Origin of the sequence: Phytohabitans kaempferiae, assembly GCF_042433955.1 — a bacterium.
Lineage (GTDB): Bacteria > Actinomycetota > Actinomycetes > Mycobacteriales > Micromonosporaceae > Phytohabitans > Phytohabitans kaempferiae.
Map to the genome: position 1 here is coordinate 39,548 of NZ_JBHLUH010000100.1, position 12,235 is coordinate 51,782.

At 71.0% G+C, this 12,235-nt stretch carries 13 protein-coding genes; 8 read left to right on the plus strand and 5 right to left on the minus strand.

Annotation, left to right across the window (positions count from 1 at the left end; translation table 11 throughout):
* Nucleotides 1–183 precede the first annotated feature (183 nt).
* Nucleotides 184–1,827 (minus strand): M28 family peptidase, encoded by a 1,644-nt coding sequence (locus ACFFIA_RS41270; RefSeq protein ID WP_377262411.1) that lies wholly within the window; start codon nt 1,825–1,827, stop codon nt 184–186.
* 142 nt (nt 1,828–1,969) lie between these two features.
* Here ACFFIA_RS41270 and ACFFIA_RS41275 point away from each other — a divergent pair, with 142 nt between their 5' ends.
* From ACFFIA_RS41275 to ACFFIA_RS41310, 8 genes are all read left to right on the plus strand, one after another.
* Nucleotides 1,970–2,218 carry a nuclear transport factor 2 family protein gene (locus ACFFIA_RS41275; protein ID WP_377262413.1) on the plus strand — a complete coding sequence of 83 codons (249 nt, stop codon included), beginning with the start codon at nt 1,970–1,972 and terminating at the stop codon, nt 2,216–2,218.
* 205 nt (nt 2,219–2,423) lie between these two features.
* Nucleotides 2,424–3,359, plus strand: a complete 936-nt coding sequence (locus tag ACFFIA_RS41280; protein ID WP_377262520.1) for an AraC family transcriptional regulator — start codon at nt 2,424–2,426, stop codon at nt 3,357–3,359.
* Between the two features lie 309 nt (nt 3,360–3,668).
* Nucleotides 3,669–4,937 carry an ABC transporter substrate-binding protein gene (locus ACFFIA_RS41285; protein ID WP_377262415.1) on the plus strand — a complete coding sequence of 423 codons (1,269 nt, stop codon included), beginning with the start codon at nt 3,669–3,671 and terminating at the stop codon, nt 4,935–4,937.
* On the plus strand, nt 4,934–5,890 hold the full coding sequence (locus ACFFIA_RS41290) for a carbohydrate ABC transporter permease (protein WP_377262417.1): 957 nt from the start codon (nt 4,934–4,936) through the stop codon (nt 5,888–5,890). Before ACFFIA_RS41285 ends, ACFFIA_RS41290 begins: the two co-directional genes overlap by 4 nt.
* Before the next feature lie 2 nt (nt 5,891–5,892).
* Nucleotides 5,893–6,813 carry a carbohydrate ABC transporter permease gene (locus tag ACFFIA_RS41295; RefSeq protein ID WP_377262418.1) on the plus strand — a complete coding sequence of 307 codons (921 nt, stop codon included), beginning with the start codon at nt 5,893–5,895 and terminating at the stop codon, nt 6,811–6,813.
* A 93-nt stretch (nt 6,814–6,906) separates the two neighbouring features.
* Nucleotides 6,907–7,527, plus strand: coding sequence for a class I SAM-dependent methyltransferase (locus ACFFIA_RS41300; protein WP_377262420.1), 621 nt, complete (start codon nt 6,907–6,909; stop codon nt 7,525–7,527).
* Between the two features lie 483 nt (nt 7,528–8,010).
* On the plus strand, nt 8,011–8,958 hold the full coding sequence (locus ACFFIA_RS41305; protein WP_377262422.1) for a GlxA family transcriptional regulator: 948 nt from the start codon (nt 8,011–8,013) through the stop codon (nt 8,956–8,958).
* 108 nt (nt 8,959–9,066) lie between these two features.
* A complete protein-coding gene (locus ACFFIA_RS41310) occupies nt 9,067–9,459 on the plus strand; it encodes a VOC family protein (RefSeq protein WP_377262424.1) in 393 nt (130 codons plus the stop codon).
* A 42-nt stretch (nt 9,460–9,501) separates the two neighbouring features.
* On the opposite strand, the gene ACFFIA_RS41315 is transcribed toward ACFFIA_RS41310, so the two are convergent.
* The 4 genes from ACFFIA_RS41315 to ACFFIA_RS41330 all read right to left on the minus strand — a co-directional run bounded on the left by ACFFIA_RS41315 (nt 9,502) and on the right by ACFFIA_RS41330 (nt 12,157).
* On the minus strand, nt 9,502–10,341 hold the full coding sequence (locus tag ACFFIA_RS41315; RefSeq protein WP_377262426.1) for an alpha/beta fold hydrolase: 840 nt from the start codon (nt 10,339–10,341) through the stop codon (nt 9,502–9,504).
* A 116-nt stretch (nt 10,342–10,457) separates the two neighbouring features.
* Entirely contained in the window at nt 10,458–10,952 is a 495-nt protein-coding gene (locus ACFFIA_RS41320) for a helix-hairpin-helix domain-containing protein (protein WP_377262428.1), read from the minus strand.
* 81 nt (nt 10,953–11,033) lie between these two features.
* Nucleotides 11,034–11,711 carry a TMEM175 family protein gene (locus tag ACFFIA_RS41325; RefSeq protein WP_377262430.1) on the minus strand — a complete coding sequence of 226 codons (678 nt, stop codon included), beginning with the start codon at nt 11,709–11,711 and terminating at the stop codon, nt 11,034–11,036.
* 29 nt (nt 11,712–11,740) lie between these two features.
* The gene (locus tag ACFFIA_RS41330; protein WP_377262432.1) at nt 11,741–12,157 is read right to left on the minus strand and encodes a VOC family protein; all 417 of its coding nucleotides are present in this window, start codon (nt 12,155–12,157) and stop codon (nt 11,741–11,743) included.
* Nucleotides 12,158–12,235 lie beyond the last annotated feature (78 nt).

A 12,235-nucleotide genomic window follows, 5' to 3' on the forward strand; every position in this document is an offset into this window, starting at 1 on the left:
AGTCGCCGTGCCGCTCGTACATCAGCGTCCGCGCCGTCCACACCGCCTGGGCCTGGGGCTCGCCGGATAGCCGCCGCCGGGCGTGCCGGGCCGGCGCCCTCGCACCGTCGCCCCGATCCGGTCATCTCGGGACGCGAAAGGGGCCGAGCGTCGCCGCCCGGCCCCCTCGTCCTGATCAGCGGATCAGTGCAGCCAGCTCCCGTGCGTGTCCTGTGCCGCCGGGGCCGCGACCGCCGTACGCGCCGACGCGGCCGCCGTACGCGGTGGGATCGCGGACGTGTCGTACGCGAAGGTCGCCACCGCGGTCGCGATCGCGTCCGAGTTGGTCTCCAGCGCGAACGTGTTCACGTTGCCGAGGAGCTTGTACTCCCGGCGCAGTTGCCGGTAGAGCTCGGCGTCGGCGCCGTTGCGCTCCGGGGTGAGGCTGTCGCAGGGGTCGTGGTAGCACGGGTCGTACTGCGCGCCCGCGACGCCGCCCCACAGCGCGACGTCCGCCGGGGTCTTCAGCACCTCGGCGCCGGTGAAGAGGCCGCCGGCCGGGATGCCGACGCCGGCCGCGATGAACGGGCCGTAGTCGGAGCGACCGGTGAAGTCGGCCGCCGCCGTCGCCTCGCCCCGGGAGGCGAAGAAGCCCTCGAAGACCGCCTCGATCTCGGCGGAGCCGGGCGGGCCGGCCGGTGCGCCGGTGCCGGCGGAGTCGTCGCCGTCGTACACCCCGAAGGTGTAGTTGGGCGAGCCGATCATGTCGAAGTTGAGGTAGAGCGCGATCTTGTCGCGTTCGGCCTGCGGGAGGTTGGCGACGTAGTACGTCGAGCCGACGAGGTTGGACTCCTCGGCGCCCCACCACGCGAAACGCACCTTGTTCTTCGTCTTGAACTTCGCCATCTGGAGCGCGACCTCGAGGATGGCGGCGCTGCCGGTGCCGTTGTCGTTGATACCGGCGGTGTCGGGCTCGGAGTCGAGGTGAGCGCCGGCCATGACGACCTCGTTGGGGTCGCCCCAGCGGGACTCGGCGATCACGTTGGTGGTGTCGCGGGTCTCGGAGATCGCGTCGACCGAGATCTCCATCGTGACCGTGCCGGCCTGGGCCGCCGCGACCAGCGCCGCGCCGGTCTCGTACGAGACCGAGACGGCCGGGATGCCGACCGGCCCGCCGAGCGTGCCGAGGAACAGCCCGTACCGGTCGGGGTTGGCCTCCGGTGTGCCGTTGCCCTGGTTGAAGATGATCGCGCCGATCGCGCCCGCCGCCTCGGCGTTTTGCACCTTCAGGCCGAAACCGCAGGTGGCGCCGGGTGCGGCGCCGCGCTGCATGATCGCGATCTTGCCGGCGACCTCGGGGCCGAAGTCGCTGGCCTCGCATCCGGAGGTGCTGTCGCGCGGTGGCGTGAGGTTGACGTCGACGGGCACCACCTCGCCGTTGGCGGTGCCGTTGCCGGCGCAGTCCAGCACGTCGTAGTCGGTCTGGTCGACGTACGTCGTGGGCGTGGGCGCGATCTGCCGGAACGACGAGCCGGTGTCTTCGCAGTAGGTGAACGAGAACGGCTGCCGCGTCACCTTGTATCCGGCCAGCTTCGCCAACGCCGCGACGTAGTCGGCACTCCGGTCGTAGCCGGGCAGGCCCGAGGCGCGGTTGCCGCCGCTGAGCGAGGCGATCGCCTGGAACGCGACGAGGTGGCGGCTGACACCGCCGAGCGTGACCTGCTTGGTGAGCTTCTTGACGGCGTTGTTGCTGGACGTCGCCTGAGCGGGTGTGGCGACGGTGAAAGCACCGAGCAGTACGGCTGCTGTCGCCGCACCGCACAAGCGTCTGATGAACGAGCGAGACACCACAGTGTGTACTCCATTCCCGGAACGGTGGCTCCGACATCCAGCAATCTAGATTCGACACTCTCCGTGTGGAAGGGGTGACACGCCTTGACCCCACCCGCCAGCCGAAGCATGGCTGCCCGGAGGAGGCCGGTACCCCGGATTGAAGGTTGATTTTGCCGACGCGATGTGCAATTGGCGACGGGCTGACCCGGCGTACGCCGGCCGGCGTCACCCCGCTCGGGGGATCGCGGCTCACGGCCGGGCGCGAGCCCGGGATCGAGCACAGCTCGCCGCCCGCCACGAATCTGGCCCCGCGGCGTACAAGCTGCGGGTCACCACGATCTTCCGCCGCGAGGACGGCGCCTGGAAGGTGGTGCACCGGCACGGCGACCGGCTCGCTCCGGCCTGACGCTCAACCGTCCGGTCGGCCGGGACCGACAGGTCTACATCGGACGGACGGCCTTCGAGAGGGTACGGCACGAGCGGGGTAACCATCGGGTAACCGGCGATCGGGCCGTTGCTAGCCTGGTGCTTTGGGGAGGTGATGCCACATTCGCCCGAGCCAGGCGGCCAGCTCGATCCACACCTCTGACCTGGACGAGACGCGCGCGGTCATCGCCCGCCACTTCTACTCCAACTTCATCGACCGCCTGGACCCCTCGGAGACACTCGCCACTCGCTTGACGGTGGGACGGCTCGGCCCGGTGACCGTCGGCGACGTGCGCTTTGGCACCGACCTGCGGATCAAGCTCGACGAGCTGGGCTCCTACCACGTCGACGTGCTCCTTTCCGGCCAACTGGTCTGGCAGCAGGGCGGCAGCCAGCCACTGCTGGCGACCGGCACCACCGCCGCCGTCTTCCAGCCCGTCGGCAACACCGTGCTCGACCTCTGGACCGGCGACTGCCGCGTGCTCGCTGTGAAGATCGACCGTGCCGCGCTGGAAGACCGGCTGGCACGCATGCTCGACGCCCCGGTACGCACACCGATCCAGCTCGGCCGGGAGATGGACACCACCGGCGGCCCCGGCCGCAGTTGGGCGCGCCTGGCCGGGCTGCTCGCCGCCGAGGTGGGCGACGACGGCGGGCTCGCGCACCACGCGCTGCTCAGCGACCACCTCCAGGAGACCCTGCTGGAAGGGCTGCTGCTCGCCACCGACCACCCCTACCGCGAGCGCCTCGATGGGCTCGGCCGTCCCGATCCCGCTCCGCGCGCCGTGCGTCGCGTGGTCGACGCCGTGCAGGCCCACCCCGAGCGGCCCTACACGGTCGCCAGGCTCGCCGGCATCGCCGAGGTGAGCGAACGCTCGCTGCAAAACGGCTTCCAAAGCCACATGGGCATGTCGCCGACGGCGTACCTGCGGCAGGTGCGGCTCGCCCGCGTACACGACGAGTTGCGCCAGGCCACACCGCTCGACACGACCGTCGCCGACGTCGCGTACCGCTGGGGCTTCGTCCACCTGGGACGGTTCGCCAACGCGTATCGCCAGCGCTACGGCGAGTCACCCTCGCAGAGCCTCCGCTCCCGCCCCCGCTCCGGCGGCTCGGTCTAGCGTCCACTGTGTAGGGCCGTGTCGCACCGCGCCATGGCGGTTCGTCCGGGTAGGCTGACCGCCGAACCGGTTCAGCGGATCGACCCTCGTCCGCCCGGCACCGTCCACGCAGGACACGTAGTGCACGAGCCGTTATGGATCAGCAACCATTGCCCCGCTTGACGGCGCTGTGACGCGCGCCATACGTTTCCCCTCGCGCAACTAACTCGCAACATTTTCGATATATCCGCATTTGTCGATTGATCCCTTCGGGCACGGGAAAGGGTCGACCACTCGATGCGTAGCCGCGCCAGGCTGCTCCGAATAGTCGTGTCTCTGCTTGCCACGACGTCGCTGGTCGTTGCCAGCGGCTGCGGCACCGCCGGTCCCGGCGCGTCCCGCGACAAGATCCAGGTCTGGGCCTTGCACGACCCACAGAACGAGCCGGTGATCAACGCCGGCCTCGGCATGTTCAACCAGGGCTCACCGGTGCCGGCGGAGCTCGTCACATACGTCAACGACGCGTACAAACAGAAACTGCACGTGTCGATGGGGTCACCCAACGCACCGGACATCTTCTTCAACTGGGGCGGCGGCAACCTCGCCCAGTTCGTCAAAGCCAACCAAGTGGTCGATCTCTCCCACGCGCTGGCCGCCCGGCCCGACGTACGCGACGCGTTCCTGCCGAGCGTGCTCGCGGTCGGCCGGATCTCCAACGGGCAGTACGGGCTGCCGATGAACGGCATCCAGCCGGTCGTGCTCTTCTACCACAAGGGCGTGTTCAAGGACGCCGGTCTCGAACCGCCGAGGACCTGGAGCGACCTGCTGTCCCTTGTAGACGCGCTCAAGGCGCGGAAGATCACCCCGATCGCGCTGCCCGGCTCGCAGGGCTGGACCGAGCTGATGTACCTGGAGTACCTGCTCGACCGGATCGGCGGCCCCGACCGCTTCTCCGCGATCGCCGCCCAGCGCTCCGGCGCGTGGCGCGACCCGGCGATGCTCAAGGCCCTTCAGATGTGCCAGGAGCTGGCCGAGCGGGGCGCCTTCGGCTCCAACTTCGCCTCCATCAACTACGACAACACCGGCGCGTCGCGGCTCTTCGCCACCGGCAAGGCGGCGATGTTCCTGATGGGCAGTTGGGAGTACACCAACCAGTTGGCCAACAACCCCGACTTCGTCAAGCGGGGCGACCTCGGCTGGACCACGTTCCCCACAGTGGAGGGTGGAATCGGCGACGCGGCCAACGTGGTGGGCAATCCGGCCAACTACTTCTCGGTCGCGGCCAGCAGCCCACACGTACGCGACGCCACCACACTGCTGATCGAAACGCTCTCCTCCGACGCGTACGTCCAGGACCTGGTCAACTCCGGTCAGGTGCCGGCGGTCGCGGGCGTCGAGGCGAAGTTGGCCGGCACGCCCAACGCGGAGTTCGCCACGTTCACGTACGAGATGGTGGCCAAGGCGCCCAGCTTCACGCAGTCGTGGGACCAGGCGCTGAGCCCCGCGGTCGGCACCGAGATGCTGACCAACCTGCAGAAGCTCTTCCTGTCCGACATCACGCCGGACGAGTTCGTGACGGCGATGGAGAAGGTGTCGTGAGCGAACGCGGGCTCCTGGTCCGCCGGCCCGAGGTGCGCACGGTCATCCACGTGCCCGCCTCGCAGCTGGGTCCGGCCCGCCGCGAGCGCCCCGGCTTCATCTGGGCGCTGCCGGCCGCGGTGTTCTTCACCATCTTCGGCATCGTGCCGATCGTCGTCGTGCTCTACCTGAGCTTCACGACGTGGAACGGCCTCGGCACGCCGGAGTGGGCCGGCACGCGCAACTGGCAGGCGCTCCCCGGCGACTCCGACGCGCTGAACTCCATCAAGGTGACGATGCAGCTGACCGTGCTGTGCTGGCTCATCCAGACGCCACTGTCGCTGCTGCTCGGCGTGTGGGCGGCCGGTCCACAACGGAGCCGGGCCCTACTGTCCACACTGTTCTTCCTGCCGCTGCTGCTCTCCACCGCGGCGATCGCGCTCACCTGGCTGTCCCTTCTGGACCCCAACTTCGGCCTCGCGGCGAGCCTCGGCTCCTATGTGGGCGTGTCCGACGGCAACTTCCTCGGCGCCGACGACCGCGCGCTGTACGCGGTGGCGGCCGTCATCTCCTGGCAGTTCGTGCCCTTCCACACGCTTCTCTACCAAGCGGCCGCGCGGCAGATCCCGGCGTCGCTCTACGAGGTGGCGGAGATCGACGGTGCCCGAACGGTGCGCCAGTTCCTCTCCATCACCCTCCCCCAGCTCCGCAACACCATCATCGCGTCGTCGGTGCTCATCGTGGTCGGGTCGCTCACCTACTTCGAGACGATCCTGCTGCTCACCAACGGCGGCCCGGGCACCGCGACCCGCGTGCTCCCGCTGCACATGTACGTCAAGGGATTTGTCGGCTTCGACATGGGGTACGCGAGCGTCCTCGCCGTGCTGCTGGTCGCCGTGGGCACCGCCTTGTCCGTGCTGATCGTGCGGTCCACCGGCTACCACCGCATGACCAGCGACCGGGAGGGGATGTAGGGGTGACCATCTACACGGCCGCGCGCCACCGGGCGGCGGAGACGCCACGGACCCGCACCCACACCGCCTACCCACCGCCCCGGCGGCCGCGCGGCACCGTCGGCCGCCGCCGCCCGGTCAACGTCGTCGCCGGCGTCGCCGCCAGCTTCTGGCTGGTCGTCGTGGCGGTGCCGCTGTACTACATCGCGCTGACCAGCCTGCGCACCTCGGACTCGTACCTGACCGACGGCGCACTCCGCCCGCCCACCGGGCTCACGCTGGAAAACTACCGCCAGGTGATCGACCTGGGCTTCGACACGTTCATCGTCAACAGCACGATCGTCACCGTGCTGACGATGGCGCTGGTGCTCGTGATGGCGCTGCCCGCCGCGTACGCCATCGTCTTCGGCGGCACGCGGGCGGTCCGCACCACGTTCTCCATCTTCCTGCTGGGGCTCGCCATCCCGGCACAGGCGGTGATCATCCCGATCTACCTGCTCATCACCCGCCTGCACCTGTACGACTCGCTCACCGCGATCATCCTGCCGACGGCGGCCTTCTCGCTGCCGATGGCGATCGTCGTGCTCACCAGCACGCTGCGCGACATCCCGCGGGACCTCTTCGACGCGATGACCGTCGACGGCGCCGGCACGGTCGAGCTGTTTCGCCGGCTGGTGCTGCCGCTATCCCGCCCCGGGCTGGTGAGCGTCGGCATCTTCAGCGGCCTCAACGCCTGGAACGGCTTCATCTTCCCGCTCGTGCTGACCCAGAGCGAGGCCCGCCGCGTCATCCCGCTCGGCCTCTGGAACTTCCAGAGCCGCTTCGGCACCGACGTGCCCGGCCTGCTGGCCGCCGTGATGCTCTCGACCGTGCCGGTGCTCGCGCTGTACCTCTTCGGCCGCCGCCAACTGCTGCGCAGCCTCTCCGCCGGGTACGGCCGCTAGCGTTCTGCCCGGCACCGTCCGCGCGCGGCGCGCCCGCCATCGTCGCCGCGCTCTTCCCATCGACCATCGTGTACGCCCCGAAGGTAGCCGTCCATGACTGATCCCGCCGACGTCGTCCGCCGTGGCTACGACGCCATCTCGCACCTGTACCGGCAGGATGGTGACCTGCCCGCCGAGTACCTGGGCTGGATCAGTGTCCTGCGGACGCGGATCCCGCCGCGGGCTCGCGTGCTCGACCTCGGCTGTGGCTGCGGCGTCCCGGTCGCCAAGGTGCTCGCCGACACCGGCCACGCGGTCACCGGTGTCGACCTCAGCGACGTGCAGATCGAGCGGGCCCGCCGGCTCGTGCCCGGCGCGACGTTCCTGCGCGCCGACGCGACCGAGGTGGACTTCCCCGCCGGCTCGTTCGACGCGGTCGTCTGCCTGTACGCGCTCATCCACATGCCACTCGACCGCCAGCCGCCGCTGATCGCCCGCGTCGCCGGTTGGCTGCGCCCCGGTGGTTGGCTGGTAGCGACGACCGGCGCGCAGGCGTGGACCGGCACGGAGGCCGGCTGGCTCGGCGGCGAGGCCACGATGTGGTGGAGTCACGCCGACGCGGCCACGTACCGCGGCTGGATCACCGAGGCCGGACTGAGCGTTCAGTCAGAGCAGTTTGTGCCCGAGGGAGACGGCGGCCACCAGCTCTTCTGGGCCCGCCGCCCGCTGGAGTAGCCGGAGGTGGCCAGCCGGAGCTAGCCTGGCGCCGCATCGGCGTCGATCTGGCGAATCGGCTGCCGCTGTTTGGCGTGCGACGAGACCGCGTCGACAACGGTCCCGGTCGCCACAGCTAGGACCCCACCAACGCCGGCACGCGCGCGATCTCCAGCACGAGTTGGGGGCGCGCCCAGGTGACCCGCCCGGCCGGAGCCACGGTGCCGGTGCGCCGCGCGCCGCACGCGACGTAGAACGCTGCCCCGTATCGGCCCCGCGGTGTAGAGGCCCCGGTGATCCCGGCTCCCGCGTGGTGGGGAGCCGGGATCACATCAGACCGCGGCGTACGCCCGGCGCACCCATGGCGCCACACTACGGGCCGGAGCCCGGCCACCGAAGTGGCAGGATTGCCACACACCACCGAATTCTCGTCACCGGTATCTCATGCCAACACCGCAGGCCAGACCGGTTGGCGAGAAGCCAGCAGGCGCCTATCGTGTGGCCATGCACACCGTGGCTGTACTCGCCCTCGACGGAGTGATCGCGTTCGACCTGGCCACGCCCATCGAGGTCTTCTCCCGCACCCGCCTGCCGAGCGGCCACGCCCCCTACCGGGTCCGGATCTGCGGGGCGGGCGAGACCGTCGACGCGGGCGCGTTCACGCTGCGGCCACCGTGGGGGCTCGACGCGCTCGCCACCGCCGACACGATCATCCTGCCCGGGCGAGACACGCTCCAGCCCGTACCCGATGGTGTCCTCGAAGCCCTGCGGCGGGCGGCGGCCGCGGGCACGCGGATCGCGTCGATCTGCTCGGGCGCTTTCATCCTGGCCGCCACCGGCCTGCTCGACGGCCACCGCGCGACCACCCACTGGGCCGCCGCGGCCGAGCTCGCCGGCCGCCATCCGCGGATCGACGTCGACCCCGATGTGCTCTATGTGGACAATGGCCAGCTACTCACCTCGGCCGGCGCGGCGGCGGGCCTCGACCTGTGCCTGCACCTGATCCGCCGCGACCACGGCTCGGCGGTCGCCGCGCACGCCGCGCGCCTCTCGGTCATGCCGCTGGAGCGCGAGGGCGGGCAGGCGCAGTTCATCGTGCACGACCCGCCGCCCACGCCACGCGGCTCGCTGCTGGAGCCCGTACTGTCCTGGATGGAGGAGAACTCCGCGCGCGACCTCACCCTCCGCGACATCGCCGCGCACGCGGGGATGAGCGCGCGCACGCTCAACCGCCGCTTCCGCGAGCAGACCGGCACCACGCCGCTGCAATGGCTGCTGCGCACTCGCGTCCGCCAGGCCCAGCACCTGCTGGAGGCGACCAACCATCCGGTCGACCGGATCGCCCACCAGGTCGGTTTCGGCTCGCCGACCGCGTTTCGCGACCGGTTCCGACGCGTCGTCGGCACGACACCACAGGCGTACCGGGCGAGCTTCCCCTCCCCACGCCCCTGACGTGCCACACGAGGCCGGCCGGCGGTGTGGCGGGGTGGGCATGCGGCGGCGCCGGCCGGCCGGGCAAAGCGCCCGCCCCGCCGCGCGTTCTCGCGCATGATGGAGCGCATGAGCAGGCTCTCGTCCATCGTGATCCACTGCCGGGACCCGTATGTCGCCGCGCCGTTCTGGTCGCTCGCCTTCGGTCTGCCACCGGTCGCCGAGGACCGCACCAAGCTTGCCACGCACTCCCTCGATCCGAGTGAGTCGGTGCTGCTGCGCGACCCGAGCAGCCGCCTGCCGGACGTCTGGGTCAGCCCGATCGGCGACGACATCGACGCGCGTGGCCGCGGCCTCGTCCACATCGACCTCCAGCTCGACGATCTGTCCGAACTGGACGCACTCGTCAACGCCGGCGCCACCAGGATGTGGGAGGTCGCCGAGCCGCACCGCTGGACGGTGATGACGGCGCCTGACGGCATCCTCTTCTGCGCGCACCATCCTCGCCTGGCGCCACACTGAGCCCCTGACGCCAAGCCTCACCGGGCGCTCGGAGCAAGCGCCTCAGACCAGAAACGCCGCCAGCGTCCGCGCCAACCACTGTGGACCGTCGAGCCACGGGAAGTGCGCCGCGCCCGGCTGGACCGCGACCTCCGCGCCCGGGAACAGCTTCGCGAAGTCGGCCGCCCGCTTCGGCGGGAGTCCCACGTCGTACTCGCCGGCGACGAGCAGCACGTGCGCGCCCAGCCGGGCGATGGCCGCGCGGACCGCGTCCGCGTCGATGGCGCCAGGCGCGTAGTAGACCGCGGCCGCGTCCCCGTTGCGCTGGGCCGCCGCCGCGGCGTGGGCGGCCTGGCTGGCGGCGTCCCACCGGCCGTAGCTGAACGGGGTGATCGCCGCCCACTCGGCCCCCGTGTCGTCGCCCGCCCAGATCCGCTCGAACGCGGCGAACGCCTCCGGGAACCACGGCTCGGCCCGGCGCAGCTCGGCCACCTCGCGGCGGTCGTCGTCGGCGATCTCCAAGCCGACCGCGCGCGGGCTGGGATTGAGCAGGGCGAGCCGCCGGACGCGCTCGGGGTGGCGGGCGGCGTACAGCACGGCGAGCGTGCCCCCGGCTGAGTGCCCCACCAGGTCGATCCTGCTCAGCCCCAGGTGCACGCGGAGTGCTTCGAGGTCTTCGACCTGCCTGTCGCACCGGTAGCTGTCCGGATCCGCCGGCGCGGCTGACTCCCCGGTGCCCCGCAGGTCGAGGCGGATCACCTCGCGGTGCGCGGCCAGCCCGCCGAGGTCACCGAGGTACGCCGAGGCCTGCATGGGGCCGCCCGGAACGCAGATCACCGGGGCGCCGGCCCCCGCGCGGTGGTAGGCGAGCAGCGTGCCGTCAGGTCCGGAGAGAGTTGGCATCCAGAGATCGTATCCACGCGGCCGGCCGCTCCACCCGCTCCGGTGGCTCCCCGCGCGTCGGCGCCGCCGATCCACATAGGAGCGGGCAACGTGGACGGTCGCTCGTCAGGCCGGCCCTAACGCCCGATCGCCTCGCGGAGTACGCGGATGGCTTTCGGGCCGACGCCGTGCAATGCCGACAGCTCGGCCTCGCTCAGCGCGGCGACCTGGGCGAGCGTGGTGATGCCGGCGCTCACGAGGGCCTGCGTGGCGGGGCGCCCGATCGCCCTCGGCAGGTCGCCTACCTGCCCCGGCCGCACGGTCGCGGCCTCGGCCAGCCGCCGGGGCGAGCGGGCCAGCCAGGCCCGGCGTACCCAGTGGTTGAGCTGCTGGCCGTCGATGTCGCCGAGCGGGATGCGCACGCCACGGGTCAGCCGCTCGGCGGTCGGATGCGCGGCCATCACCTCGTCCGCCTCCGCCGCCGGCAGGTGCAGCTCCACGCGGCCGTCCTCCCCCAGGGCCGCGAACGGCTCGCCACCGACCGAGTACGTCACCGCGCCCGGGCGGGCGCCCTCCTGGTGAGTCTCGGGGTGGGACAGCGCGGTCTTGCGGAGCTGGGCTGCGGTCGTCATCGGTACACCCTGACACACCCGGCCCGCCACCGGCCGGCCGCGCCGCCGAGCGCGGCGCCCGCACGGCGAGGCGGGCGGGAGTCAGGGGCCGGTCAGGCGGCGGGCGACCGAGCGCAGGCTGTAGATGCCCGCGCTGGTCGCGCCGTAGAAGACCGGCAGCACCACGAAGACCGCGAGCGCCACAAGCGGTGCGACCAGAAAGCCCACGACGCCCGCCACGCCGTACAGGATGACGCCGCCCAACGCGCGCAGCCGCTCACCCCGGAAGAAGGGACGGTCGACGGCCTCCGCGACGAGGTCGTCGTGGCGGGCGAGGTACTGGAAGAAGACCGTCCAGCTCAGGCAGAGCAGCGCACCGACCAGCGCGTACAGGGCGACGGCGACCCGTTGGTCGGATGTGTTCTCCTCCTGGAGCGCGCGCGACACGACCGCCGTGGGAAACGGCAGGAGCGCGGTCGTGAAGAGCACGAACAGGTTGGCCCAGTGGAAGCCGCGGTCAGTCTCGCGGACCCGCGCGAACGCGGCCTTGTGGTTGAGCCACACCACGGCGACGTAGGCGTACGAGGCGACGTACGCCACGTAGCCGGGCCACTGGGCGAGCAGGGCGGGCAGCAGGTGGCCGGGCTCGACGTCGGGCACGCGAAGGTCGAGCACGAGCAGCGTGACGATGATCGCCAGGACCCCGTCGCTGAACGCCTCGGCGCGGCGCGTGTCCGAGCGTGTGGCGCGGGCGTTGTCCAGGTCATCCAGGTCCCCCATGCGCGACGGCTACCCGCCAGACGGCCCACCTAACGGTCGGTGAAGCGCTCGACATACTCCCCCGCCGGTGGGATCGGGGTGATGACGTCGACGAGCACGCCGCCGGGGTCGGCCACGATGAAGTGCCGCTGCCCGAAGTCTTCGCTGCGCAGCTCCAGCTCGGGCGCGAGGCCACCGGCGACGACCAGTCGCTGCCACTCCAAGTCCACATCGGACACTTCGAGGTTGAGAAGCAGCCCGCGCACCGGCGCACGGTACGCCTCGGGGAGCGTGGGGTGCGTGTGGTCGAGCAGAGCCAGCTCGCACTCCGGTGGGCCGGGGCGGCGCAGGCTCACGTACCAGTCCGCCTCGAAGGTCGTCTCGAACCCGAACCACTCCGCGTAGAACGCGTGCGACTCCTTGAGCCGCTCCGTGCAGATCACCGGGTAGAAGCTGGTCAACTCCATGATCACTCCATTCACATACCATCGGTATGCCAATGGACGCTATTGGCATACCATCGGTATGTCAAGTCGGGAGCGACG